We start from the raw sequence: 25,995 nt of genomic DNA, 5'->3' as shown, positions 1-25,995 counted from the left end.
CTGCTCGGGCAGAGTCATACCGCCACGGTAGCGGCCTCGACCGGCTCCTCCGTCCGGGACCCGAACGCCTTGCTGACGCCGAGGATCGCCAGCACCAGCACCATCGGCACCAGCATCGCGATCCGGTAGTTCAGCCCGCCGGCCAGCGCGCCCACCAGCGGGGAGCCGACCAGGAAGCCCACGTAGTTGAAGATGTTGAGCCGGGCCACGGCCGCGTCCGAGGCGCCCGGGAAGAGCCGCCCCCCGGCGGCGAAGACCTGCGGGACCACCACGCTGATCCCCAGTCCGACCACGGCGAAGGCCACCACCGCGGTCCAGTCCGACGGTGCCAGCGACACCAGCAGGAAGCCGGCCGCGCAGACGACCGCGCCCAGCCGCACCGTGCGGACGCTGCCCCAGCGCTGCACCCGGCCGTCCCCGAGCACCCGGCCCAGCAGCATCACGACCATGTACGCGGCGTAGGGCATCGAGTGCATCCGGGCCGAACTGTGCAGCAGGTCCTGCATGTACTTGGCGCTCCAGTTGGAGACCGTCGCGTCCGCGATGTAGGCGACGCACATGGCCAGGCACAGCGGCAGCAGCGGCTTCCACGGGATGGACCGGTTGGCCGCGGCGGCGGCCTCGGCCACCGCGTCGCCCAGCTCGGCGGGACCGGCGTAGCGCAGGCTCGCCAGCACCACGACCGGCACGACCGCGAGCCCGGTGGTGCCGAACAGCGCCAGCTGGCTGATGTGCCAGTTGGCACCGGCCCAGGCCAGCAGCGCCCCGAGGATGCCGCCGAGGCTGAAGGCGGCGTAGAAGCCCTGCATGATGCTGTGCCCGTACCGGTGCTGCAGCGCCACCGCGGACATCGCCTGGCTGGCGTCCAGGCCGCCCACCATCAGGCCGAAGGCGGCCAGCGCGACCGCCGCCTCCCACATCCGGTCGCCGGCGCCGACCCCGACCAGGGTCAGGCAGACCACCGGCTGGACGATGCGGAGCACCGCGCGCGGCGAGGTCCGCTTGACCACCCACTCCATCGAGATGCTGCCGACGCCCGCCAGGATCGGCACGGCGGCGAGGAACACCGGCAGCGCGCCGTCGCTGATGCCGTACTGGGTCTGGATGTCCGGGATCCGGGTCACCAGCAGGGCGAACACGGTCCCTTGGGCGACGTAGCTGACCAGCAGCGCGATCCGCGCCTGGCGCAGCCGCACCGACACCTCGGTGGCTGCCGCCGCCTCTGCTGACATTCCCGCACGCCCTTACTGACCGGTATCCGAACAGGTTGGCGAGAGCGTACGGACTCGGCGCGCGGACCGGAACCCCTTCCGGGGAAAAGATCAGATCCTGGAACCCACGTCGCTGCCGGTCCCCGGCGGTCCCGTTCCCTACGGTGAGAGCAGAGCGCACGTTGCGGCGCCCGCCAGGAAGGGGCCCCGACCATGAGCCCGGACGCACGATGAGACCGGATCCACGATGAAGCGGCAGACCCCGCCGGCGGATGCCGTCACGGAGGCGCTGGCCGCGGCCTTCGGCGCCGCCGAGCTGAGCCCGGAGGCGGTCAGTCCGGGCCTGCTGGCCCGGGTGCCGCTGGACCGGCTGCAGGCCACGATCGACGGGCTCAGGGAGCGGCACGGCCCGGTGCGCGCGGTGCGCCGGCACCGCGAGCTGTACCAGCTGCGCTTCAGTCGGGGGACCGAGCTGGTCTGGGCCCAGCTGGACCTGGACGGGCGGCTCAGCACGCTGGTGACCGGTCCCGGCGCGCTCACCGCCCGCGCGGAGGGGGTGCCCACGCAGGGCAGGATGCCGGTCGCGGAGTCCCTGCGTGCCCTCCCGCCGCCGGCCACACCGGACGCCCCCTCCGCCGCCGCTGCGGGACCCCGCTGCGCGGCCGCGGCGCTGGCGCTGCGGCGGCTGGTGGGCGCCTACCTCGCCGCCGCGACGGCGGCCGCGCTGCTGCCGTACCTCACCGGGACGGCGACCGGCTGGCTGCTGCTGACCGCGGTCACCTCCGTTCTCGCCTGGTACGCCCGCACCTGCGGGCCCACCCACGCGCTGCCGCCGTGGTTCCGCGCGCTGCCCCTGGCCGCCGCGGCCCTGGCCGTGCTGGCGGGACTGCGGGCCCTGCCGCTGCTCGGCCCCGGGCTGCCCTGGGACGTCCCCGGCCTGCCCGAGCTGGCGCTGTTCCTCGCGGTGTCCGGTCTGGCCTGCTGGACCCTCCCCCGCGTCCGGCCGGTCCGGCCGGCGCCCAGCGCCTACCCGCTGACGCTCCGTTCGCCGCTGCGCGGCGGCTGCTTCGCCGCGACCGAGGGCGGCGGCCCCGCCCTGAACCGCTACGCGCAGGAGTCGCTGACGCCGGGCGCGGGCCGCACCCGGCGCTACGCCGTGGACCTGGTCCAGCTCGGCGAGGGCGCGCAGTGGCGCGGCCGCCGCGCGCTGGGGCTGGCTCCGGCTGTCAACGAGCGCTATGCGATCTTCGGGCATCCGGTGCTCAGCCCGGTCGACGGCGTGGTGGTCGCCGCCGTCGACGGGCTCCCCGACCATCCGCCCGGCATGCCCTCGGTGGACCACCCGGAGGGCAACCACGTGGCCATCGACACCGGCAGGGCGGTGATCGTGCTGTCCCGGCTGCGGCACGACAGCGTCCAGGTGCGGCGCGGCCAGCACGTCGGCGCGGGCACGCCGGTGGGCGCGGTCGGCAACTCCGGCGACGGCACCGAGCCCGGCCTGCACCTGCGCGCCGAGACCCGTACCTCCTCGGGCGCGCCCGGAGGCGTCGGCGACGGCGTCGGGCTCCCGTTCCGGCTCAGCGAGCTCCGCCGCCCGCCGCACCGGGGCAGCCGCTTCACCCTGCCCGACTGAACGCGCCGGCAGTCCGCGCCGCCCCTGACCGCACCACCCGCCTGACCGCAGCATCCGGCAGGCAGGGACCCGCGCCCCGACCGGCCGCAGGTCAGCCGGGGAGGCCGAGCAGGGTGGCGGCCTGGGCCGTGTCGCCGTACAGCGCGGTGGCGTCGGCGAGCCGCTGACGCGGGGTCAGCGCGGTGTAGCCGTAGACGTCCATGCCGGCGGCCCGCGCCGCGGCGACGCCCAGCGGGCTGTCCTCCAGCACCGCGCAGCGCTCCGGCGGCACCCCCATGGTCCGCGCGGCGTGCAGGAACAGGTCGGGGGCGGGCTTGCCCCGGCCGACGTCCTGGGCGCTGAACAGCTGCTCCTCGGTGAAGAATCCGGACAGCCCGGTCACGCTCAGCGCGGCGCGGATCCACGCGTGGTGCGCCGAGGAGGCCACGCAGTAGCGCACGCCGGACTCCTGGACCCGCTTGACCAGTTCCGCCGCGCCCGGCACCGGGGTGAGCCGCTCCTCGAAGGCCGCGAACACCCGGGCGTGGAAGTCCTCGTCGAAGCCGTCGGGCAGCCGCGCGCCGTCGTAGCGCGCGGCTATCACCTCGTGGATGGTGTGCGCCGCCGCACCCATGAAGTCGCGGTACGACTCCTCGACGGTGGTGGGGTAGCCGAGCTCGGTCAGGTAGTCGGCGAGCAGCCGGTTGGAGAGGGGCTCGCTGTCCACGAGCACCCCGTCGTTGTCGAAGATCACCAGGTCGTAGCGCATCCGGCCACCCTACGGGCGGGTCACTTGCCGTTGCCGCCGGAGGCGAGTTCCTGGGAGCGGTTGCGGGCCGCCTCCAGCGCCGAGAGCAGCGCCGCCCGCACCCCGTGGTTCTCCAGCTCCCGGATCGCGGCGATGGTCGTCCCGGCCGGGGAGGTCACCGCCTCGCGGAGCTTCACCGGGTGCTCGCCGGAGTCGCGCAGCATCACCGACGCACCCACCGCCGCCTGGACGATCATGTCGGCGGCGACCGCGCGCGGCAGGCCGAGCAGGATGCCGGCGTCGGTCATCGCCTCGACCAGGAAGTAGAAGTAGGCCGGTCCCGAACCGGAGAGCGCGGTGGCCGCGTCCTGCTGCGACTCCGGGACCCGCAGCGTCTTCCCGACCGGCTTGAAGATCTCCTCGGTACGGAGCAGGTGCTCCTCCGACGCGTGCGAGCCAGCCGAGATGACGCTCATCGCCTCGTCGACCAGGACCGGGGTGTTGGTCATCACCCGGACCACCGGCGTGCCGGGGGCGAGACGCTCCTCGAACCAGGCGGTCGGGACCCCGGCCGCGCCGGAGATCACCAGGCGGTCGGCCGACACGTGCGGCGCCAGCTCCTCCAGCAGCGTGCCCATGTCCTGCGGCTTCACGGTGAGGATCAGCGTGTCCGCGGTCTTGGCCGCCTCCGCGTTGCTCACCGCCTCCACCCCGTAGCGCTCGCGCAGCTCCGCGGCGCGCTCCGGGCGCCGTGCCGTCACCAGCACGTCCGAGGCGGGCTTCCCGGCCCGCAGCAGTCCGGAGACCAGCGCTTCGCCGATCTTGCCGGTGCCGAGGACGGCGACTCGTTGGGTCATCTCAGGGCCTCCGTAGATCCGTACCGCTGCGGAATCGCCGCGCCGACTCGTGCCACGCCGGTCGGTTCGGCTGCGCGTTCATCCTCGCACCGGGGGCGGGTGCGCCGGGGCGGCCGTCCACCAGCCGGTCAGCCGTGCCCCGGTCAGCCGTGCCCCAGCGACCGAAGGAAGAAGGCGACGTTGGCGGGGCGCTCGGCGAGCCGCCGCATGAAGTAGCCGTACCAGTCGCCGCCGTACGGCACGTACACCCGCACCGTCTCGCCGGCTCCGGCCAGCCGGAGCTGCTCCTCGGTGCGGATGCCGTAGAGCATCTGGAACTCGTAGCCGTCCTGCCCCCGGCCGGCCCGTACCGCCAGGGCGCCGGCGATGTCGATCAGCCGGGGGTCGTGGGTGGCCACCATCGGGTAGCCGTCCCCCTCCATCAGCAGCCGCAGGCAGCGGACGTACGAGCGGTCCACCTCGCCCCGGCTCTGGAAGGCCACCCCGCCCGGCTCCAGATAGGCGCCCTTGACCAGCCGGACCCGGCAGCCGGTCTGCAGCAGCTCGCGGCAGTCGGCCTCGGTGCGGCGCAGGTAGGACTGCAGCACCACACCGACCCAGGGGTAGTCGGCGCGCAGCGCGGCGGCCGCGGCGAGGGTGGCGTCGGTGCTGCGGTGGTCCTCCATGTCCAGGGTGACCGTGGTGCCGGCCGGCGCGGCGGCGGCGCAGACGGCGCGGGCCCGGTCCAGCGCCTCCGCGCCGCTCCCCCGGCCCAGGTTCGCGCCGAGCGCGGACAGCTTGACCGAGACCTCCGCGCGGCGGCCCAGACCGGCCGCGCCCAGCCGCGCGAGCAGCCCGGTGTACTCGTCCCGGACGGTGTCGGCGTGGGCCGCGTCGGTGGTGTCCTCGCCGAGGAAGTCCAGGGACACCTGCAGCCCCCGCACGATCAGCTCGTCCACCGCGCGCACCGCGTCCTCGCGCTCCTCGCCCGCGATGAAGCGGTGCACCAGGTCGCGCCCGACCGGGGCGACCAGGACGGCCTGACGTGCGGCGGGGCTGCGGGCGGCGGCGAGCAGCAGGCGCGACAGCATGGGGCAACTCCCTCGGGTCCGGGCCCAGCCTAGGCGGGGCGGCCACGGCCGGGGGCGTGCCGCGCCTGATCGGTCCCCAGGAGGAGACCGGAGCCCGGGAAACTCAGGGTTGTCCCCTATGGCTTTCGGGCCCCCGTGAGCGCACCGTTGAAGCATGACTAGCAGTGATGTCTCGCCCCGCGAATCGCGCCAGCTCGCGGTCGCCTCGGCCACGCACGGGCCGTGGCGCACCGCCGGCGCGGTCGGCGTCGTCGGCGGCGCAGCGGCCCTCGGCGTCGACCTGATCTCCCTGCACTGGTCGCTGAGCATCCTGGCGGGCCCGGCGAGCATTGCCCTGTTCCTGTTCTTCCTGGTCGGCGGAGTCGGCTCGGTGCTGAGCAAGGGCGGCGAACGCAGGCTGCGCCGCTGGGCCTCGGACCATCCCTGGCAGACCGCGATGGTCCCGGCCGGTGCGCTGTTCGTGACCAACACGCTGAGCCAGTTCTTCCTGAGCAGCAGCGGGGTCTTCGCCAGCATCCTGACCGGGCTGTGGCACGCGGCGATCCTCGGCGCGGTGGTCGGCGTGGTCGGCGCGGTGGCCGGAGCGCGTCGCCGCAACAGCTGAGCGTCGGGCTCTTACCGGACTCTTATTGGTACAGATGTTTGATCTTCGGGATACTGTCGCGGTGCCGACACTCGACGATCCCCAGCCACCTCCCTCCGAAGGCTCCGACCCGTTCGAAGGACTTGTCCTCGACGAGGACTTCGTGCGCGGCGCCACGAAACAGGAGGGATCGGCCCGGGCCCGTGGCCTGGCCGCCAAGTGGAAGCACTCGCCGCCCGCCGACACCTCCTGGCGCGCGGAACCCACCGCGCCCAAGCGCCGCTGGTACCGGCGGGCGCCCAAACCGTCCCTCGTCGGATCCCGGAAGCCCCGGGGACGCTGGCAGGCGCCGGTGATCGCGCTGCTCGCCGCCGCGCTGGTGCTGGTCGGCCTCAACGCCGGAGCCGTGCACGACTGGTTGAGCAAGCACCTGTCGGGCAAGGCCCCCGACTACGCGGCCGGCCAGGCTCAGGCGACCCCCAGCCTGCAGGCCCCGGAGACCGCGCCGCCCACCGCCGCCCCCACCGTGGTGGCCGACCCGGCCGTCCCCACGGTCGCCCACCCCTTCGTCGGCTCCCCGGCCGCGAACTGGCCCGAGGGCGCGAGCGCGATCGTCGTCCCCACAGCGCATGCGGTGGGCACCTACAGCAGCACCAGCGTGGCCTCCTACCTGAACCTGACCAAGCAGTTCCTGGTCGACTCCAACCTGGACCCGGCTCTGCTGGCGGGCGCGGCCCCCACCGCGGCCATGGGGCTGATCGACCCGCTGGAGCAGAAGCTGCTCAGCTCGCTCCGCACGGAGCTGGCGCACCCCAACGCCAAGGACGGCGACGGAACCGAGCTGTTCACCCGGTTCAACCCGGACCAAGCGGTGCTCGACGGCACCGTGGTGAAGGTCCAGGGCGAGATGACCTTCACCAGTGACGGCAAGAACGGCCTGGCCATCCACGCCGACTACAGCTTCGTCTACCCGCTGCGCCCGGGACCGCACCCGGATGTCGCCGCCCCGCTGAGCACGGTGGCCCCGGCTTCCTGGCTGCAGGACGGCAACGGCAACGACACCGACGTGGCCCGCAGCATCATCCGCCGGGTCCTGGACGTCGACATCCCGGACGGGGTCCAGTACCAGCACACCCCGCACACGCTGTGGATCAGCCAGATGAACCAGGACCTCGCCAACAGTGCCTGCGGCGTCTCCAACGGGTTCATCAACCCGCAGTTCCCGCTGGCAGCGCCGCAGGGTACCGGCGGGGAGCCGTCCGCGAGCGGCCCCGCCGTCGACCCGTACGACCGCAGCAAGCCGCCGACCGCCCAGCAGCCGGGCACCTGCGGCCAGCTCTCCCGTACCTGACCGGACGTCAGCGCCGCTTGCGCTTCCCGCCCGCAGGGGCGGGGGCGCGGCGGCGGGCGTGGGCGGCCAGCGCCAGCTCGTAGCGGGCCCGCTTCTCCGCCTCGCCCGGGGCCTCCAGCAGGCTGCGGCAGAAGTAGGCCAGCAGCGCGCCGACGCAGCCGATCAGCAGCATCGGGCCGACCGACTTCTCGTCGGCCATCCAGCCGGTGAGCGATTCCCTGCCCCTGCTGAAGACGTTCCAGCTGCGGATCGCGGCGACCGTCGAGCAGATCAGCACCGCGACCACCAGCAGCAGGTTCACCGACGAACCGGCGCCGGAGTCGAACACCCCCTGCACGCCCAGCCGCATCAGCAGCGCCCCGGCGACGGCGGCGGCCAGCGCGCCGACGCTCACCGTTACCCGGCGCAGCCAGTAGCCGGTGTCGTGGGTGACCCAGCGGGTGCCGAAGTAGCGGATCGGGTCGGGGCGGGGTTCGGTGTCGGACACGCCTCCGAGTATGCGGCAGCAGGGGCGCGGGGCTCTGCTGGTTCAACTGCGTGCGCTGCCAGCCCTCTACGGAGGTGCATGGTTGGCAGCGCAGTTCCTCGCGCCCCTGCTGTGGCTCTCAGTTGCCTCGCCTGCGGGCGCAGCCGCTAGCCGAGGCGGGAGACGTCCCGCACCGCGCCCTTGTCGGCGCTGGTGGCCATCGCCGCGTAGGCCCGCAGGGCTGCGGAGACCTTGCGGTCCCGCGCCTTCGGGCGGTAGCCGTCACCGGCCTCCAGCGCGGCGCGGCGCGCGGCCAGCTCCTCGTCGGAGACCTCCAGCCGGATCGAGCGGGCCGGGATGTCGATGGTGATCAGGTCGCCGTTCTCGACCAGCGCGATCGTGCCGCCGGACGCGGCCTCGGGCGAGGCGTGGCCGATGGACAGGCCCGAGGTGCCGCCGGAGAACCGGCCGTCGGTGACCAGCGCGCAGGCCTTGCCCAGGCCGCGGCCCTTCAGGTACGAGGTCGGGTACAGCATCTCCTGCATGCCCGGACCGCCCCTGGGGCCCTCGTAGCGGATGACGACGACGTCGCCCTCCTTCACCCGCTTGGTCAGGATCGCCTCGACCGCGTCCTCCTGGGACTCGACCACCACGGCCGGGCCCTGGAAGGTCCAGATCGACTCGTCGACTCCCGCCGTCTTCACGACGCAGCCGTCCACGGCCAGGTTGCCGTAGAGGATGGCCAGGCCGCCCTCCTTGGAGTACGCGTGCTCGATGTCGCGGATGCAGCCGCCGACCGCGTCGGTGTCCAGCGTGTCCCAGCGCTCGGACTGGGAGAAGGCGCTCGCGGAGCGGACACAGCCCGGTGCGGCGTGGAACATCTCCACGGCCTCGGCCGACGGGGAGCCGCCGCGGATGTCCCAGTTCTTCAGCCAGTCGGCCATGGACGGGCTGTGCACGGTGTGCACGTCCTCGTTGAGCAGCCCGCCCCGGTACAGCTCGCCGAGGATGGCCGGGATGCCACCGGCGCGGTGCACGTCCTCCATGTAGTACTCGCCGTTGGGCGCGACCTTGGACAGGCACGGCAGCCGGCGCGACAGCGCGTCGATGTCGGCCATGTCGAAGTCCAGCTCCGCCTCCTGCGCGGCGGCCAGCAGGTGCAGGATGGTGTTGGTCGAGCCGCCCATGGCGATGTCCAGTGCGACCGCGTTCTCGAACGCGGCCCGGGAGGCGACGCTGCGCGGCAGCACGGTGCCGTCGTCCTGGCCGTAGTGGCGGCTCGTGATCTCCACCACGGTGCGGCCGGCCGCCTGGTAGAGCGCCTTGCGCGCGGTGTGGGTGGCCAGCACCGAGCCGTTGCCCGGCAGCGACAGGCCGATGGCCTCGGTCAGGCAGTTCATCGAGTTGGCGGTGAACATGCCCGAACACGACCCGCAGGTCGGGCAGGCGTTCTCCTCGATCCGGGCGATGTCCTCGTCCGAGACGTTCTCGTTGACCGCGTCGGAGATCGCGTTCACCAGGTCGAGCTTGCGGACGGTGCCGTCGACCAGGGTGGCCTTGCCGGCCTCCATCGGACCGCCGGAGACGAACACGGTCGGGATGTTCAGCCGCAGGGCCGCCATCAGCATCCCGGGCGTGATCTTGTCACAGTTGGAGATGCAGATCAGCGCGTCCGCGCAGTGCGCCTCGACCATGTACTCGACCGAGTCGGCGATCAGGTCGCGGGAGGGCAGCGAGTAGAGCATCCCGGCGTGGCCCATGGCGATGCCGTCGTCCACCGCGATGGTGTTGAACTCGCGCGGGATGCCGCCGGCGGCCTGAATCGCCTCGGAGACGATCCGGCCCACCGGCTGGAGGTGCGTGTGCCCCGGCACGAACTCGGTGAAGCTGTTCGCGACGGCGATGATGGGCTTGCCGAAGTCCTCGCGGGCCACACCTGCGGCCCGGAGGAGGGCACGGGCTCCTGCCATGTTGCGACCGTGGGTGACCGTACGCGACCTCAGCTCGGGCACTGTGCTCATCTCCTTCGTCTGTGACGAACGAGCCTACGCCGCGATCCCGCGAGTCGGACACCGTGTCCGCGATGCGGGACCCGTCCGGTCGCTCTCCGACCCCCGGCCCGCGGTCCCCGCCCGGGTCAGTGCCGTCCGGAACCCACCTGGGCGGAGGCGGCCAGGTGCAGCCGGGTGAAGGCCAGCGCCTCGGCCAGGTCGGCCTCGCGTTCGACCGGTCCGGCCGCGCGGCGGGTGTTGACCTCCAGCACGACATGGCCGCCGAACCCGGAGCGGGCCAGCCGCTCCAGCAGCTCCGCGCAGGGCTGCGTGCCCCGGCCGGGGATCAGGTGCTCGTCCTTGGCCGAGCCGCTGCCGTCCGCCAGGTGCACGTGGGCCAGCCGGTCGCCCATCCGGTCGAGCATGGCGAGCGCGTCGGTACGGGCGGTCGAGACATGCGACAGGTCCACGGTGAAGTGCCGGTAGTCCTCGGTGGTGGGGTCCCAGTCCGGCGCGTAGGCGGCCACCTCACGGTCCCGGTAGCGCCACGGGTACATGTTCTCCACCGCGAACCGGACGTCGGTCTCCCCGGCCATCTGCCAGATGCCCTGCACGAAGTCCCGGGCGTACTGGCGCTGCCAGCGGAACGGCGGGTGCACCACCACCGCGGAGGCGCCGAGCTTCTCGGCGGCGGCCCGGGCCCGGACCAGCTTCTGCCACGGGTCGGTGCCCCAGACCCGCTGGGTGATCAGCAGGCAGGGCGCGTGCACCGCGAGGATCGGCACCCCGTGGTAGTCGGAGAGGCGGCGCAGCGCGTCGATGTCCTGGCTCACCGGGTCGGTCCACACCATCACCTCGACGCCGTCGTAGCCGAGCCGACCGGCCATCTCGAACGCCGCAGCGGTGTTCTCCGGGTAGACCGAGGCGGTCGACAGGGCGACCTTGGCGTCCGGGACCAGCAGCGGGGACGTGCGGCGGCCGGGCGGCAGCGCCCGGTCCCGCGCCCGCGCCAGCACGGCGGGACTGGGCAACCCCAGCAACGGCTCCGCCTCCGCCGGCTGCGGCTGTGGGGCCTGCTGCGGCGCCCGGTCCGGGTGCTGCTCCGGATCCTGCCGCTGGTCCCGCTCCGGCTGTGAGCCGCGCGCCGTGTCCTGGTCGGGTGCCTGCTTGCGCTTGGGGCGCCCGCCCCGGGCCTGCTGCTCCTGCGGCGCGTCCTGCTGGGGGTCGCTCGCCGCGGGGGCGGCCGACCGCTTGACCGCGGTGGTCTTCCGGGCCGTTCCGGCCACCTTCTTCGCCGCCACCTTCTTCGCCGCCACCTTCTTCGCCGCGGCCGCCTTCACCGCGACCGCCCGTTTCGCGGCCCCCGCCTTGGCCGCCCGCGCCCGGCGGGGCGGCTGCTCCTCGGCGCGGTCCTCCACATTCCGGTTCTCGCCCGCTGGATCCGCCACGGACACAGCGTATGCGCGTCCGCCGGGCAGCACACGGAAGGTTCCGCTACCCGGGGCCCTCCGTACGGGGTCCGCACCGGGTCCGCCGCCGGTCCACGCCGGAGGCGGATCCGGGCCCGACCTCGGCCTACTCGCCGGACATCTGGTCCAGCCTGCGCAGGATCAGGCCCTCACGGAGGGCCCAGGGGCAGATGTCGAGTTCCTCGACACCGAAGAGGTCCATCGCGCCGTCGGCGACCAGCGCGCCGGCCAGCAACTGTCTCGCCCGGCCCTCCGACACCCCCGGCAGCACCGCCCGCTGAGCCGCCGTCATCGACGCGAGCCGCGGCATCCAGGCCGCCAGGCCCGCCCGGGTCAGCCGGCGCGGCACGAAGGGCCCCTCCCCCTCCCGCGCCGCGCCGGTGATCCGGGCCAGCTGCTTGAAGGTCTTCGAAGTGCCGACCACCCGGTCCGGCGTGCCGAGCCGCGACACCTCGGCAACGGTGCGGGCGATCTCCGCGCGGACATGGCGGCGCAGCCGCCGTACCGCGTCCGCCTCGGGCGGGTCGCCCGGGAGCCAGCCGGCCGTGAGCCTCCCGGCGCCGAGCGGCAGCGACACCGCCGAGTCGGGCTGCTCGTCCAGCCCGCAGGCGATCTCCAGCGAGCCGCCGCCGATGTCGAGCAGCAGCAGCCGGCCGGCGGACCAGCCGTACCAGCGCCGGGCCGCGAGGAAGGTGAGCCGGGCCTCGTCGCCGCCGGAGAGCACCCGCAGGTCGACGTCCGTCTCGCGCTGGACCCGCTTCAGCACCTCCTCGCCGTTGACCGCCTCCCGCACCGCGGAGGTGGCGAACGGCAGGACCTCCTCGACGCCCTTGTCCTCGGCGACCCGCATGGAGGAGGCGACCATGTCGACCAGCCGCTCCACGCCCTCCTCGCTGATCGCGCCGCCCTCGTCCAGCAGTTCGGCCAGCCGCAGCTCGATCTTGTGCGAGTACGCAGGCACGGGGGCAGCACCGGGGTGCGCGTCCACCACCAGGAAGTGGACAGTGTTCGATCCCACATCGAGTACGCCGAGTCGCATAATCGGCCACGCTACGCGATCGGCGCGGGCGACTCACCCGCACCGCCGGAACCGGCCCCGAACGCGATCCGTTCCGGAGGGATCCGCTGGTAGGACGTAGGGTTGGCCAGGTGCCAGCAGTAGACGTGACGCTCACCGATCGCAAGGCAGTCGAGAAGGCTGCGAAGAAGGCCGCTGCCGCCGCCCGCAAGCGCGAGGTCCCGCTGGACTTCCCCCGGGCGTGGGTGGAGTTCGCCGACCCCGAGGACGCCGAGCAGGTCTTCCGCTGCGACCTGACCTGGCTGACCTCCCGCTGGACCTGCGTCTTCGGGCGCGGCTGCCACGGCATCCGGCCCGGCCGCGCCGGCGACGGCTGCTGCACCCTCGGCGCGCACTGGTCGGACGAGGACGACCGGCAGCGGGTCCTCGGCCACGCCGCCCGGCTCACCCCGGAGACCTGGCAGTTCCACAAGCAGGGCAACGGCCCCAAGGGCATCAGCGAGCCCGACGAGGACGGCGACCTGCGCACCCGCCGGGTCGACGGCGCCTGCATCTTCCTGAACCGGCCCGGCTTCCCCGGCGGCGAGGGCTGCTCGCTGCACACCCTCGCCGTGGCCGAGGGCAAGGAGCCGCTGGAGACCAAGCCGGACGTCTGCTGGCAGCTGCCGGTCCGGCGCACCTACGACTGGATCGACCGGCCCGACGACACCCGCTACCTCCAGGTCACCATCGGCGAGTACGACCGCCGGGGCTGGGGCGCCGGCGGCCACGACCTGCAGTGGTGGTGCACCGGCAGCCCGGACGCCCACGTCGGCCCCGACCCGGTCTACCTCAGCTACCGGCCCGAGCTGACCGAGCTGATGGGCGCGGGCGGCTACGCCGTCCTGGCCCGGCTGTGCGAGCAGCACCTCGCCGCCCCCGGCGGCCCGCTGGCCCCGCATCCCGCCGACTGAGACGGCGGCCCGGAGGGGCGGGCCCGGCCAGAGCGAGCGGCTACGGCGACGACGTCGGGCAGGTGGCCTGCGTCATCAGCCCGGTGTGGTCGACGACGGCGGACAGGGGGCCGTCGGCCTGGTCGCCGTTCAGCGTGACCTGCCACTGCCAGGTGGGAGGAACGGCGAGGCCGCCGCCGGTCGCGATGTCGCCGTACCAGTTCGTCAGGGGCCGGTCGGCGGGGGAGCAGTCGAGGCTGCTGACCTGCGGGCCGACGAGACCGTCACCGGCCTTCCCGCCGGAGACCTGCGAACCGAAGACCGCGGCGATCGTCTGGTGCCCGAGGCCTCCGGGCAGCTGCCCGCTGCCGCAGGAGACTCCGCTGATCCTGCCGGTCCGGTCGTCGAAGGTGAATGCCGCGTGGTCGGGCAGTTGCACGGAGCCCCGGTACAGCAGCACGCCGCTGTGGTCCATGGTCAGCGCGCCGTCCGCCACCGCCCCGCAGGTGGCACCGAGCCCGCCGCTGCCCCAGACCCGGGTGAACGCGGCCTGGTCCGTGAACAGCGCCGCCACCTGGCCGAGCTGCACCGTCCCGCGGGTGGCCGGGTTCTCGTACCGCTCGGCGGCGAGGAGGACGGTCCTCATCGTGGCCCATCCCCGAGCGGCGTCCGGCGCCGAGGCCGGTGGCGACCCGACCGGCCGGGGGGCGGCGGGGCCGGCCGTCACGGGAACGGTGTGCGACGGGCCTCCGCCGGACAGCAGCGCGGCGAGCCCGGCCCCGAGCGCGGCCACCGCCGCCACCGACGCGGCCAGCGCCCAGACCTGCCGGCGGTGACGCCGCCCGGACGCGGCCAGCTGCTGCGGGTCGTAGGCCGGTACCGGCTCGTTCCCGGCACTGTCGTTCATGGCTCTCACCAGCTCCCGTTCCACCTCGATGTCACCCGGCTCGTTCACTGCCCGCCACCCTGCCCTCTGCTCCTCGAACGTCTTCCGCTCCGCGCACGACCTCCCGCAGCTTGGCCAGCCCCCGGACGGCCTGGGACCTGACCGTGGAGGCCGAGATGCGCAGGAGATCGGCGATGCCCTCGTCGGACATGTCGTCGTAGTAGCGCAGCACCAGCACGGTGCGCATGCGCACCGGAAGCAGGTGCAGCGCGCGCATCAGCTCGTCCCGCTGCACCACCTGCCGGTACGGGTCGACGCCGCGGTCGTGTGCTCCGGCCTGCTCCAGCGGCACCTCCGTGCCACCGCGCTGCCCGCGCCAGCGGTCGTTGGCCAGGTTGACCAGCACCCGCCGGGCGTAGGCCTCGGGCGAGTCCGCCCGGGCGACCCGCCCCCAGTGCCGCCAGACCCGCTCCAGGGTGGACTGCACCAGGTCGTCCGCCACCTCCCGACTGCCCGTCAGCAGCAGTCCGGTCCGGAACAGCGCAGCGGACCTGGAGTGGACGAACTCGGCGAACTCCGCCGTCTCAGCGGCACGCATCCGATCCCCCCACTCCAGGTCCCCGCTTCCCCCGTACCCGACCTGACGGTGGGACGGTGCGGTCCCGCTGCACGAGCCTGACAGCCGTTACCCGACCGTTATCCGGTCACGACCGAGGGCGCGCGGTGCCGTCCGGACGGAGCGGCCCCGGACGGGGACCCCGCCCCGGTGGCCGAGGCGGTGGCGGAGGGGGTCGCGGTGGCGGACGGGCTGGCCGACGGGCTCGGGGGGTGACTGCCCGCGCCCGAGCCCGCGCCGGAACCCGAACCCGAACCCGGGCTGGTGACGGAGCCGGACGGGGCCGGCGTCGGTCCTCCCGACGGGGAACCGGTCACCGGGGGCGCGCTGCTCGGCGGCGGCGTCGACGGGGCGCCCACCGGCGGGGGCAGGCCACGGCGTCCCCCGGTCCCCGGTCCCTGCAGCACGACCACCGACCCGGACGGCTCGACGGTCAGCTGCTCGGTCCACGCCGCGTCCGGCAGCCGCGCCTCGTCGACGGTGACCAGCAGCGTGAACTGCCCGCCCGGCTGGACCGTCCCGGAGCTGCGGCTCAGCCGCAGCCAGTCGGCCGAGGTGGCGGCCTGCCAGGCCACCGCGGTCCGGCCGGGGTTGGCCAGGGTGACCACGGTGCGGCCGTTCAGTTCGCCGGCGGTGACCGTCAGCAGCCCCGGCGCCGGGTCGCTCAGCGCGACCAGCGGGGTGACCCCTCCGGTCCCGGACGACGAGGGGCCGGTGAGCAGCGGGCCCAGGGCGGCGCCGTGGTGTCCGCCGGTGCCGTGCGGCGGGCCCGGGGGCAGCGGATCACCGGGCCGGGCGGCGTCCGGCGGGGTGCCGCCGGTCGGGGTGCTGTCGACCTGGACCGAGGAGACCGGCGACTCCTCCGGGCTCTGCCCCGGACCCTGGTGGGCGACCCAGAGCGCGACCACCGGCGCGGCGACCACCAGGGCGATCACCGAGCCGGTCATCGTCCGCTGCCGCAGCAGCGCCGCCCGCTCGCTCCTGGGTGTGCGGTGCACCGGGAAGCCGCGCCGGTCGAACCGGATCTCCTGGGCGACCGCACCGGTCCTCGGCCCCGGCGCAGAGGAGCGCGCCGCGCCGGTCCTGCGCGCCTCCGGCGCCCCGGTGGCGCCGGAGGGCCCGCGCCGGCAGCGCCCGCCGCCCAGCACGGCGAAGAAGCCGTCCCCGCCCGTGGCGGACCAGGTCTCCGGCGGGGCCTGCACCAGCCCCAGCGTCTCCGGCGTGCGCAGCGTCCCCGGCCAGGGCCCGGCCGCCGCCGCGCGCTCGGCGGTGCCCCGGCAGGTCGGGCAGTCGTCGACATGGCGGACCAGCTCACCGCGGAGCGCCGCCCCGAGCACCGGGCCGCGCCGGGCCGCGAGCCGGGCCAGCTCCGGGCAGTCCTCGGCCCCGAGCACGGTGAGCACCGCCGCCGTCCGCTCCAGCTCGCAGACCGCCTGCGCGGTCAGCACCCCGGCCTGGTCGGCCCGCAGGCCGAGCACGGCGGCCAGCTCCACCCCGTCCAGACCGTGCCGCCCGGCCAGCTCCAGCACCTCCCGCTGCAGCGGCGGGATCCCGGCCGCCTCCGGCCAGGACAGCGCGGCCAGCCGGGACTGCTGCGAGCTGTGACGCCCGGTCACCCCGTGCCGGTCGGCCCCGGTCGGGGCCGCCTCGGTCCGCAGCAGGCAGGTGTAGCGCGCCAGCGCGTAGAGCCACGCCCGCGCCTGCTCGGGGCGGCGCAGCCGACGGCGGTGCCGGATCGACAGCTGCCGGACCTCGCGGACGGCCGCGACCGCCTCCTCCTGGTCGCAGAGCGCCGACAGGCAGTAGGTGAACAGGGCGTCGCCCAGCAGCTCCCAGCAGTCGTCCAGCGAGCGCGGTCCGCCGCCCCGGACGGTGGGGCCGGTCCGGGCCGCGTGTGCACCGTGCTGAGGCCTGATCTGCGCGTCGGTGGTCACCCCATCGACGGTAGGGCCGGCGGCGGGCTCCGACCGGCCGATACGCCCGGGGTACCCCTTTCGAGTGACGGTGCAGGACAGCGACCCGCCCCGGGCCCGGCCGCGCCGCTCCGCCCGCCGTCCCGGGCCGCGTTGTCAGTGCTGCCCTGTAGCGTGCACGGCATGGCAGCCCGAACGACCACGCCCAAGGCCCGCGCCTCGTACCGCTGTACGGAGTGCGGCTCCACGCCGCCCAAGTGGACCGGCCGCTGCACCGAGTGCAACGCCTGGGGGACCATCGAGGAGTACGGCGCGGTCGCCGTCCGCACCACCGCCGCGGGCCCGGTGACCACCGCCGCCCGGCCGATCGGGCAGGTCGACGCGACGGTCGCGGCCTCCCGCCCGACCACCATCGGCGAGCTGGACCGGGTGCTCGGCGGCGGCCTGGTCCCGGGCGCGGTGGCGCTGCTGGCCGGTGAGCCCGGCGTCGGCAAGTCCACGCTGCTGCTGGACGTCGCCGCCAAGGCCGCCAGCGAGCGGCACCGCACGCTGTACATCACCGGCGAGGAGTCGGCGAGCCAGGTCCGGCTGCGCGCCGACCGGATCAACGCCCTCTCCCCGCACCTCTACCTGGCGGCGGAGACCGACCTCGCCGCCGTCCTCGGCCACATCGAACAGGTGCAGCCCTCGTTGCTGGTGCTCGACTCGGTGCAGACCATCGCCTCGGCCCAGCTGGACAGCGCCCCCGGCGGCCCGGCCCAGATCCGCGAGGTGACGGCCGCGCTGATCCGGGTGTCGAAGACCCGGGCCATGTCCACGCTGCTGGTCGGCCATGTCACCAAGGACGGCTCGATCGCCGGACCCCGGCTGCTGGAGCACCTGGTGGACGTGGTGCTGCACTTCGAGGGCGACCGGCACGCCCGGCTGCGGATCATCCGCGGCGTCAAGAACCGCTACGGGGCCACCGACGAGGTCGGCTGCTTCGAGCTGCACGACTCCGGGATCACCGGGGTCGCCGATCCGTCCGGACTGTTCCTGACGAAACGTGACAAACCGGTGCCCGGCACCTGCCTGACCGTCACCCTGGAGGGCCGCCGCCCGCTGGTCGCCGAGGTGCAGGCGCTGATGGTGGACTCGCAGATCCCCTCCCCCCGGCGCACCACCTCGGGCCTGGAGTCGCCCAGGATCGCGATGGTGCTGGCCGTGGTCGAGCGGCACGGCGGGGTCCGGCTCGGCAAGCTCGACATCTACACGGCGACGGTGGGCGGGGTGAAGCTCACCGAGCCGGCCGCCGACCTGGCCATCGCCCTGTCCGTGGCCAGCTCCGCGGCGGACACCCCGCTGCCGCCGAACCTGGTCGCGATCGGCGAGGTCGGGCTGGCCGGCGAGGTCCGCCGGGTCACCGGCGTCGAACGCAGGCTGGCCGAGGCCGCCCGGCTCGGCTTCAGCCATGCCCTGGTTCCGCCGGATCCGGGCAAGGTGCCGCGCGGCATGAAGGTGGTCGAGGTGGCCACCATCGGCGAGGCGCTGGCCGCCATTCCGGGGCGCGGCCGGGCCGCCAGGGCGGCGGAAAGGGCCGCGGAGCGATAACCAGGCACGCCCCGGCGCGCCCACCGGTAAACTCGGAGCCGCACACCGCACCCCCCACCGGAGGAGTCGTCCCGTGGCAGCCAACGAACGGGCGGATCGCTCCTCCCGCGAGGAGGCCCTTCTACGGGCCTCGCTCAGCGCCGTAGCCCCAGGCACCCCCCTGCGCGACGGCCTGGAGCGCGTCCTGCGCGGCCGTACGGGCGGGCTGATCGTCGTCGGCTTCGACAAGACGGTGGAGTCGCTCAGCACCGGCGGCTTCGTCCTCGACGTGGAGTTCTCCGCGACCCGGCTGCGCGAGCTCTGCAAGCTCGACGGAGCGGTGGTCCTGGACAAGGACATCACCAGGATCGTCCGGGCCGGCGTCCAGCTCGTGCCGGACGCCAACATCCCCACTGAGGAGACCGGCACCCGGCACCGCACCGCCGAGCGGGTCAACAAGCAGACCGGCTACCCGGTGGTCTCGGTCAGCCAGTCGATGCGGCTGATCGCCCTCTACGTCAACGGCACCCGCCGGGTGATCGAGGACTCCGCCGCCATCCTGTCCCGCGCCAACCAGGCCCTGGCCACGCTGGAACGGTACAAGCTGCGACTGGACGAGGTGGCCGGCACCCTCTCCGCGCTGGAGATCGAGGACCTGGTGACGGTCCGTGACGTGGCGGCGGTGGCGCAGCGGCTGGAGATGGTCCGCCTGATCAACCGTGAGATCGCCGGCTACGTGATCGAGCTGGGCACCGACGGCCGGCTGCTGTCGCTGCAGCTGGACGAGCTGATCGCGGGTGTCGAGCCGGAGCGTGAGCTGGTCGCCCGGGACTACTTCCCGGACCGCGCCGCGAAGCGCGGCCGTACCGTCCAGGAGGTGCTCACCGATCTGGAGGGCCTCACCCACGCCGACCTGCTGGACCTGCAGACGGTGGCCAAGTCGCTGGGCTACCCGGGCACCCCGGAGGCGCTGGACTCCGCCGTGAGCCCGCGCGGCTACCGGCTGCTGGCCAAGGTGCCGCGGCTGCCGAACACCGTCATCGAGCGGCTGGTCGAGCACTTCGGCGGCCTGCAGAAGCTCCTCGCCGCCAGCATCGACGACCTGCAGACCGTCGAGGGCGTCGGCGAGTCCCGGGCCCGCTCGGTCCGCGAGGGCCTCTCCCGGCTCGCCGAGTCCTCGATCCTCGAACGCTACGTCTGAGGCGCCGCCCCCCGGTCGCGGCGCCCTGCGGGCCTCGTCCCCTCAGCTGCCGAAGGGCGCCAGCTTGAACTGGTGCGAGGGCTGGACGGTGACGCCGGTGATCCCGACCCGGGCGACGTAGGTACCGGGGGCGGCCGCCGCGCCGCCGTGGCCCGGGGTGCAGCCCGGGGCGGAGGTGGTGCGCGCCCACTGGAACACCGCGGTGATCGGCGCACCGGACGCCGGGACGGCGTACCACTGGGCCGCGGTCACCCGCGGGCAGTCCCCGGAGGACCAGACGTGGGGGCTGGAACTGCTGCTGACCACCACGACCGCGGACTCGGCCCCGAGGTCCACCCGGCAGGCGGCCCCGCTGGTGTTGCTCACGGCCAGCTGGAAGGCGGGCCACTGCGAGGAGTTGTAGGACTGCTCGGTGCTGGTCAGCGACAACTCGACGTCGGCGGCGGCGCAGGCGGGCAGGTTCATCGTGCCCGCGGCGTTCGCCGGAGGCGGCGTGGCGCCACCGCCCGTGCCGGGGGCGGCGGTTGATCCGCCGGAACCGGAGCCCGAGCCAGAACCCGAGCCCGGGCCCGATCCGGTGCCGCCGTCGACGGACACCACGCCGCCGGTGGTACCGGCCGGTGCGCTCGCGCTGCCGCTGGGCGTCGGGCCCTTGCCGCCGTTGCCGGCCGTCGAGCCGTCGCTGGAACCGCCGTTGCCGGAACCGGTCGGCCCGGGAGTGATGGAAGTGGCCGGATGCGAACCCGAGGGCGACGCCGATCCGACCTTCGCCGTCCCGTTGCCACCGCCGAAGAGCAGCCACATCAGCAGCGCGAACGCCGCGGCGAGGACCACCAGCACGACAAGACGCCGCCGCCAGTAGATGGACGAGGGCAGCGGCCCGACGGGATTGCGCAAAGAAGGCACGAGCAAACCTTACGAGAGTTCACCCCCCGGTCAGCACAACACCGCCGTACCTTGCGTCTCTTCTTTCACATCATCGTCCTGATCGACCGGATGGATGGTTCTCTGCCACCATTTCGGCTACCCCCCCCCGCGATTCGTCGGCCGTGGGCGGCGGTTGGCCGGTCGCAACGGCCGGGACCCGGCCGGGGGACGGCGTGTGCGAGGATCGAAGTGACCTCAAACGAGAGCGCCATGAACGAGAGCACCGTGAACCAGAGCCCCCCGCGCCGGAGCCCGGTCGGCACCCGCGCAGTGAACACCGCTGCGGTGAACACCCGCGCGGCGCACGACAGTGCGGTACAGGACGCCGCCGTACAGGACGCCGCGGCCCTGCACCGCACCGTACTGGCCTGGTACGCGGCCAACGCCCGCGAACTCCCGTGGCGCGAACCGGACGCGGGGGCCTGGGCGGTCATGGTGAGCGAGTTCATGCTGCAGCAGACGCCGGTGAAGCGGGTGCTGCCCATGTACCGGGCCTGGATGGAGCGCTGGCCCACCCCGGCGGCACTGGCCGCCGAGCCCGCCGGCGAGGCGGTGCGCGCCTGGGGCCGGCTCGGCTACCCGCGCCGGGCGCTGCGGCTGCACGCCGCCGCCACCGCGATCACCGAGCAGCACGACGGTGTCGTCCCGGCCGACCACGCGGCGCTGCTGGCGCTGCCCGGCGTCGGCGACTACACCGCGGCCGCGGTCGCCTCCTTCGCGTACCGGCGGCGTCACACGGTGCTGGACACCAACGTCCGCCGGGTCCTGGCCCGGCTGGTCGACGGCCGCGAGTTCCCGCCGACGGCGCCCAGCGCCGCCGAGCGGCGAACCGCGACCGCGCTGCTGCCGGAGCAGCCGGAGACGGCGGCGACCTGGGCGGTCGCGGTGATGGAGCTGGGCGCCCTGGTCTGCGTCGCGCGCTCGCCCGACTGCGGGCGCTGCCCGGTCGCGGCGGACTGCGCCTGGCTGCAGGCCGGCCGTCCGGCGCACGACGGGCCGCCGCGCAAGGGGCAGACCTACGCCGGCACCGACCGCCAGGTGCGCGGCAAGCTGCTGGCGGTGCTCCGCGAGGCGCACGCGGAGGTCCCGCAGGCGGCGCTGGACGCGGTCTGGCCGGACCAGGTGCAGCGGGCCCGGGCCCTGGACGGCCTGGTCGCCGACGGCCTGGTCGAGCCGGTCGCCCCGGGCGTCTACCGCCTGCCCGGCTGACGCCACCGGGCCGCCGCCAACGGCCCGACGACGCCCGGCCGGGTCAGGCCTCGACGGCCATCGTGGGGGCGGCCTCCGGCGCCGCCTTGGGGGTGGCCCGCAGCGGCACCTCCACCAGGAACGCCGAGACGGCGATCCCCACCGCGCTGACCAGCGCGCCCCACAGGAAGATGCTGTGCACCCCGCTCGCCACGGCGTGGTCGTAGGCGTCCCGTACCGGTGCCGGCAGGTGGCCCAGCATGGCCGGGGAGAGCTGCGCGTGTCCGGCCACGACCTGGCCGCCGCCCGCGCCGAGACGGGAGGTCATGGTGCCGGCCACCCGGTCGCTGAAGAGCGCGCCGAACAGCGAGACGCCGAAGGACCCGCCGATGGTGCGGAAGAAGGTGGAGCTGCTGGAGGCCACCCCGAGGTCCCTGAGGGCGACGCTGTTCTGCGCGACCAGCATGGTGATCTGCATGAGGAAGCCCATGCCGGCGCCCAGCACCACCATGAACAGCCCGGAGGTGAACCGGCTGGTGCCGACGTCCAGCCGGGAGAGCAGCAGCATGCCGACGGTCATCACGATGCTGCCGATCACCGGGAAGACCTTGTAGCGGCCGGTGCGGGTGACGGCCTGGCCGACGACCAGGGAGACGACCAGCATCCCCAGCATCATCGGCATCAGCAGCAGCCCCGAGTTGGTCGCCGAGGCGCCCTGGACGCTCTGCTGGTACAGCGGCAGGAAGGTGATCGCCCCGAACATCACGAAGCCGACCACGAACGCCAGCCCGCAGATCAGGCTGAAGTTGCGGTTGCGGAACACGTGCAGCGGGAGCACCGGCTCCTCGCCCCGGGCCTGCACCCGCTGCTCGACCCGCAGGAAGCCGGCCAGGGCGACCGCCGCGAGCACCAGCATCCCGGCGATCTGCCAGGAGCCCCAGGCGTAGGTCTGGCCGCCCCAGGTGGTGACCAGCACCAGCGCCACGATGCCGACGGTGAGCAGCCCTGCACCGAGGTAGTCGATCCGCGCGGTGGACCGCTGCTGCGGCAGCCGCAGCGTCAGTGCGATGACGACCAGCGCCAGCGCCCCCAGCGGGATGTTGATGTAGAAGATCCAGTGCCAGCTGAGGTGGTCGGTGATCGCGCCGCCGACCAGCGGTCCGCCGATCATGGCGACCGCCATCACCGCAGCGAACATCCCCTGGTAGCGGCCCCGGTCGCGCGGCGGAACCAGCGCGCCCATGATCGACATCACGCCGACGATCAGGCCGCCCGCGCCCAGCCCCTGCAGCGCCCGGAAGGCGATCAGCTCGTTCATGTTCTGGGAGAGCCCGGAGAGGGCGGAGCCGATCAGGAAGATCACGATCGAGGCCATGAAGATGCCCTTGCGACCGTAGAGGTCGCCGAGCTTGCCCCAGATCGGCGTGGAGGCGGTGGTGGCCAGGATGTACGCGGTGACCACCCAGGACAGGTGGTTGACGCCGCCCAGGTCGCCGACGATGGTGGGCATCGCGGTGCCCACGATCATGTTGTCGAGCATCGCCAGCAGCATGGCGATCAGCAGGCCGCTGAGCACGATCCGGATCTCGCGCGGACTGCGCACCTCCTGCACGCCCGGGTCCGCGCCGGCGTCCGGCTCCGCCGCCGAGGGCGGATCCGACCGCCCCGGTCCGGCCGGTCCCCCCGGCCCCGCCTGCCCCGAAATCTGGTCCTGAGCCATCCGACTGTCTCCCCACACCCGAACTTACTTGCCGCCCGGCTAGTACCCGTGCCAGGCGCACGGTAAGCTCAAGAGCCGGTAGTCGTCAACCCGTTTTCACCCGTCCCAGGCGGGAGCCGCGGGAACGACTCCCGGAGCGGCCGCACCCCCCATCAGACAGGTACACAGGCGAAGAGATGACTACCCAGACACCTCGCGGAGACACCCGGGCGCGCATCATCGACGTCGCCCTGGAGCTCTTCGCCGAGCACGGGTACGACAAGACGTCGCTCCGCGAGATCGCCGACCGCCTCGGCGTCACCAAGGCCGCGCTGTACTACCACTTCCGGACCAAGGAGGACATCCTCGCCGGGATCGTGGACACCATGTCCGCCCCGATCGAGGAGGCCATCGCCTGGGGCCGGGAGCAGCCGTACAGCCCCGCGGTACGCGACGAGATCGTGCGGCGCTTCGCCGAGGGCATGGCCGACCGGCAGCCGCTGCTGCGGTTCTTCCACGAGAACCAGCCCACCATCCGCGAGCTGAGCGTCGGCACCCGCTTCAAGGAGCGGATGATGGAACTCACCCGGCTGATGCAGGGGCCCGAGCCGACCTTCGAGGACCGGGTGCGCTCGGCCATCTCGCTGATGGCCATCAACGTGACCCAGTTCATCACCGAGGCCTGCGCCGAGGACACCGAGCTGGTCACGACGCTGCCGGGCCCGGAGGCCCGCCGTGAGGTCGCGCTGCGGGTGGCGCTGGACATCGCCGAGCGGATCGGCAAGCCCGACAGCACGGCCTGACCCGGCGCCCACGGAGCTCTGGCCGCCGGCTCCGGACGGCCGGCGGCAGGGCCCGTGAGAAGGGCCACACGGCACCGCGCCCGATACCGGGGGTGCGCAACTCATGCCAGTCTGATTTTCTCGACTACGTTCACTCTTTTCGCACTGGCACGCTTTTCGCACTGGCACGCGCACCTCCTTTCCCCCACCGACGGGAGCGCCACCGTGACCCTCCGACTCAAGCCCGGAACGTCCTGGGCCGACACCTACGCCCGCTGCCTGGCCGCCGCCCCCGAGGCGTTCACCCCGGACCGCCTGCTCAACCTGGTCCGCGGCGACTGGCACGCCGTCGGCACCCCCGGCACCCACACCACCCCGGTGGACGGCCACCCGATCCCGGGGCCGCCCCGGGTCGACCTCGCCGAGGCCGCCACCGCCGTCGACTTCGCCATCGCCGAGCACCGCGGCTGGTCCGCGACTCCACTGGACGAGCGCAAGGCCCGGGTGGCCGCCGCCGTCGAGGCGCTGGCCGGACAGCGCGACCTGCTGGCCATGCTGCTGGTCTGGGAGATCGGCAAGCCCTGGCGGCTGGCCTGCGCCGACGTGGACCGGGCGCTGGACGGGGTGCGCTGGTACCTGGAGAACATCGACCGCCAGCTCGGCGTGGACACCGCGTCCCCGCGCACCCCGCTGCCCGGCCCGGTGTCCAACATCGCCAGCTGGAACTACCCGATGAGCGTCCAGGTGCACGCCGAGCTGGTGCAGCTGCTGGCCGGCAACGCCGTGGTGGCCAAGACGCCCTCGCAGGGCGGATTCCACTGCCTCACCCTGGCCCACGCGCTGATGCGCCGGGCCGGGCTCCCGGTCACCCTGCTGTCCGGGATGGGCTCGCAGATCGCGGACTCACTGATCCGCTCCCCCGGCCTGGGCGCGCTGGCCTTCGTCGGCGGACGCGCCAACGGCCGCCGCGCGGCGACCTCGCTGGCCGACCTGAACCGGCGTCACTTCCTGGAGCAGGAAGGCCTCAACACCTGGGGCGTCTGGGACTTCAGCGACTGGCCCACGCTCGCGGCGCATCTGCGCAAGGGCTTCGAGTACGCCAAGCAGCGCTGCACCGCCTACCCCCGCTACGTGGTCCAGCGCCGGCTGTTCCCGGCGTTCCTGGAGACCTACCTGACGGTCCTCGGCGACCTGCGGTTCGGCCACCCGCTGGCCGTCGCCGACCCCGACGCGCCGCTGCCCGAGCTGGACTTCGGCCCGGTGATCCACGCCGCCAAGGCCCGCGAACTGCGCGGCCGATTCGAGGACGCGGTCACCTCCCGCGCCGTCCCGCTGTACCGGGGCAGCCTGGCCGAGGGCGCCTTCCTGCCGGACCAGGACACCGGCGCCTACCTGGCCCCCGCCTCGGTGCTGGACCCGCCGCCCAACTGGGCGCTGCACCACTCGGAGCCGTTCGGACCGCTGGACTCGGTGGTGCTGGTCGACACCGAGTCGGAGCTGCTGGCCGCGATGAACGCCGGCAACGGCTCGCTGGTCGCCAGCATCGCCACCGACGACGAGGGCTTCGCCGCCCGGATCGCGCCGGACCTGCTGGCCTTCAAGGTCGGCGTCAACAAGCCGCGGTCCCGCGGTGACCGCGAGGAGGTCTTCGGCGGCCTCGGCGCCTCCTGGAAGGGCGCGTTCGTCGGCGGCGACCTGCTGGTGCAGGCGGTCACCCACGGGCCGGGCGGGGACGACGAGAAGCTCTTCGGCAACTTCCCCGGCTACTCGCTCTACCCGGCGCGCTAGCGGCCGGGCCACCGCCCCGGCAGTCACCGCGGCACCCTCCGCAGCAACCGTCCGCCACACTGTTGACCCGTCAGTAACTTCGTGTGACGCTCCTGGTTGAGCCCTGCTCAAGCGCCCG

Annotated in this window: 22 protein-coding genes; 9 read left to right on the top strand and 13 right to left on the bottom strand. The window is 73.9% G+C overall.

The window, feature by feature from the left end; genetic code table 11:
- Positions 1-14: 14 nt before the first annotated feature.
- On the bottom strand, positions 15-1,232 hold the full coding sequence (locus ABH925_RS13110; protein ID WP_370147619.1) for an MFS transporter: 1,218 nt from the start codon (positions 1,230-1,232) through the stop codon (positions 15-17).
- A gap of 226 nt (positions 1,233-1,458) precedes the next feature.
- On the opposite strand from ABH925_RS13110, the gene ABH925_RS13105 reads away from it, so the two are divergent.
- The gene (locus tag ABH925_RS13105; protein ID WP_370147618.1) at positions 1,459-2,844 is read left to right on the top strand and encodes a M23 family metallopeptidase; all 1,386 of its coding nucleotides are present in this window, start codon (positions 1,459-1,461) and stop codon (positions 2,842-2,844) included.
- Between the two features lie 91 nt (positions 2,845-2,935).
- Here the strand turns inward: ABH925_RS13105 and ABH925_RS13100 are convergent, their stop codons facing one another.
- The 3 genes from ABH925_RS13100 to ABH925_RS13090 form a co-directional block, all read right to left on the bottom strand.
- A complete protein-coding gene (locus tag ABH925_RS13100) occupies positions 2,936-3,592 on the bottom strand; it encodes an HAD family hydrolase (RefSeq protein ID WP_370147617.1) in 657 nt (218 codons plus the stop codon).
- 20 nt (positions 3,593-3,612) lie between these two features.
- Positions 3,613-4,428 carry a pyrroline-5-carboxylate reductase gene (proC, locus tag ABH925_RS13095; protein WP_370147616.1) on the bottom strand — a complete coding sequence of 272 codons (816 nt, stop codon included), beginning with the start codon at positions 4,426-4,428 and terminating at the stop codon, positions 3,613-3,615.
- 143 nt (positions 4,429-4,571) lie between these two features.
- On the bottom strand, positions 4,572-5,498 hold the full coding sequence (locus ABH925_RS13090) for a proline dehydrogenase family protein (protein ID WP_370147615.1): 927 nt from the start codon (positions 5,496-5,498) through the stop codon (positions 4,572-4,574).
- A gap of 154 nt (positions 5,499-5,652) precedes the next feature.
- Between ABH925_RS13090 and ABH925_RS13085 the strand changes: the two genes are divergently transcribed.
- The gene (locus ABH925_RS13085; protein ID WP_370147614.1) at positions 5,653-6,102 is read left to right on the top strand and encodes a hypothetical protein; all 450 of its coding nucleotides are present in this window, start codon (positions 5,653-5,655) and stop codon (positions 6,100-6,102) included.
- A gap of 61 nt (positions 6,103-6,163) precedes the next feature.
- Positions 6,164-7,432 (top strand): hypothetical protein, encoded by a 1,269-nt coding sequence (locus ABH925_RS13080; RefSeq protein WP_370147613.1) that lies wholly within the window; start codon positions 6,164-6,166, stop codon positions 7,430-7,432.
- A gap of 7 nt (positions 7,433-7,439) precedes the next feature.
- Here the strand turns inward: ABH925_RS13080 and ABH925_RS13075 are convergent, their stop codons facing one another.
- The 4 genes from ABH925_RS13075 to ABH925_RS13060 form a co-directional block, all read right to left on the bottom strand.
- Entirely contained in the window at positions 7,440-7,919 is a 480-nt protein-coding gene (locus tag ABH925_RS13075; protein ID WP_370147612.1) for a hypothetical protein, read from the bottom strand.
- 146 nt (positions 7,920-8,065) lie between these two features.
- Entirely contained in the window at positions 8,066-9,910 is a 1,845-nt protein-coding gene (ilvD, locus tag ABH925_RS13070; RefSeq protein ID WP_370147732.1) for a dihydroxy-acid dehydratase, read from the bottom strand.
- A 125-nt stretch (positions 9,911-10,035) separates the two neighbouring features.
- Positions 10,036-10,851: a sugar phosphate isomerase/epimerase family protein gene (locus ABH925_RS13065; protein WP_370147731.1), complete on the bottom strand. Its 816-nt coding sequence runs from the start codon at positions 10,849-10,851 to the stop codon at positions 10,036-10,038.
- Positions 10,852-11,464: 613 nt separating this feature from the next.
- Positions 11,465-12,397: a Ppx/GppA family phosphatase gene (locus ABH925_RS13060; RefSeq protein WP_370147611.1), complete on the bottom strand. Its 933-nt coding sequence runs from the start codon at positions 12,395-12,397 to the stop codon at positions 11,465-11,467.
- 203 nt (positions 12,398-12,600) lie between these two features.
- On the opposite strand from ABH925_RS13060, the gene ABH925_RS13055 reads away from it, so the two are divergent.
- Entirely contained in the window at positions 12,601-13,329 is a 729-nt protein-coding gene (locus tag ABH925_RS13055) for a hypothetical protein (RefSeq protein WP_370147730.1), read from the top strand.
- Between the two features lie 40 nt (positions 13,330-13,369).
- Here the strand turns inward: ABH925_RS13055 and ABH925_RS13050 are convergent, their stop codons facing one another.
- The 3 genes from ABH925_RS13050 to ABH925_RS13040 all read right to left on the bottom strand — a co-directional run bounded on the left by ABH925_RS13050 (position 13,370) and on the right by ABH925_RS13040 (position 16,744).
- Positions 13,370-14,263: a hypothetical protein gene (locus ABH925_RS13050; RefSeq protein ID WP_370147610.1), complete on the bottom strand. Its 894-nt coding sequence runs from the start codon at positions 14,261-14,263 to the stop codon at positions 13,370-13,372.
- Entirely contained in the window at positions 14,247-14,792 is a 546-nt protein-coding gene (locus ABH925_RS13045; RefSeq protein ID WP_370147609.1) for a SigE family RNA polymerase sigma factor, read from the bottom strand. The genes ABH925_RS13050 and ABH925_RS13045 overlap by 17 nt, the downstream gene beginning before the upstream one ends.
- 98 nt (positions 14,793-14,890) lie before the next feature.
- Positions 14,891-16,744, bottom strand: coding sequence for a hypothetical protein (locus ABH925_RS13040; protein WP_370147608.1), 1,854 nt, complete (start codon positions 16,742-16,744; stop codon positions 14,891-14,893).
- Positions 16,745-16,906: 162 nt separating this feature from the next.
- Here ABH925_RS13040 and radA point away from each other — a divergent pair, with 162 nt between their 5' ends.
- Positions 16,907-18,313: a DNA repair protein RadA gene (gene radA / locus ABH925_RS13035; protein ID WP_370147607.1), complete on the top strand. Its 1,407-nt coding sequence runs from the start codon at positions 16,907-16,909 to the stop codon at positions 18,311-18,313.
- Between the two features lie 73 nt (positions 18,314-18,386).
- Entirely contained in the window at positions 18,387-19,493 is a 1,107-nt protein-coding gene (gene disA / locus ABH925_RS13030; RefSeq protein ID WP_370147606.1) for a DNA integrity scanning diadenylate cyclase DisA, read from the top strand.
- Positions 19,494-19,535: 42 nt separating this feature from the next.
- On the opposite strand, the gene ABH925_RS13025 is transcribed toward disA, so the two are convergent.
- Positions 19,536-20,399: a hypothetical protein gene (locus tag ABH925_RS13025; RefSeq protein ID WP_370147605.1), complete on the bottom strand. Its 864-nt coding sequence runs from the start codon at positions 20,397-20,399 to the stop codon at positions 19,536-19,538.
- A 231-nt stretch (positions 20,400-20,630) separates the two neighbouring features.
- Between ABH925_RS13025 and ABH925_RS13020 the strand changes: the two genes are divergently transcribed.
- Positions 20,631-21,629, top strand: coding sequence for an A/G-specific adenine glycosylase (locus ABH925_RS13020; protein ID WP_370147604.1), 999 nt, complete (start codon positions 20,631-20,633; stop codon positions 21,627-21,629).
- Between the two features lie 43 nt (positions 21,630-21,672).
- On the opposite strand, the gene ABH925_RS13015 is transcribed toward ABH925_RS13020, so the two are convergent.
- Positions 21,673-23,328, bottom strand: a complete 1,656-nt coding sequence (locus tag ABH925_RS13015; protein WP_370147603.1) for a DHA2 family efflux MFS transporter permease subunit — start codon at positions 23,326-23,328, stop codon at positions 21,673-21,675.
- Between the two features lie 176 nt (positions 23,329-23,504).
- Here ABH925_RS13015 and ABH925_RS13010 point away from each other — a divergent pair, with 176 nt between their 5' ends.
- Together ABH925_RS13010 and ABH925_RS13005 are read left to right on the top strand one after the other, a co-directional pair.
- Positions 23,505-24,110, top strand: coding sequence for a TetR/AcrR family transcriptional regulator (locus tag ABH925_RS13010; protein ID WP_370147602.1), 606 nt, complete (start codon positions 23,505-23,507; stop codon positions 24,108-24,110).
- 204 nt (positions 24,111-24,314) lie between these two features.
- On the top strand, positions 24,315-25,877 hold the full coding sequence (locus tag ABH925_RS13005; RefSeq protein ID WP_370147601.1) for an aldehyde dehydrogenase family protein: 1,563 nt from the start codon (positions 24,315-24,317) through the stop codon (positions 25,875-25,877).
- Positions 25,878-25,995: the final 118 nt, after the last annotated feature.

The sequence above is a fragment of the Streptacidiphilus sp. EB129 genome (assembly GCF_041262645.1).
In the GTDB taxonomy this organism is placed as follows: Bacteria; Actinomycetota; Actinomycetes; order Streptomycetales; family Streptomycetaceae; genus Streptacidiphilus.
This window is presented reverse-complemented; position numbering and strand designations above follow the sequence as displayed.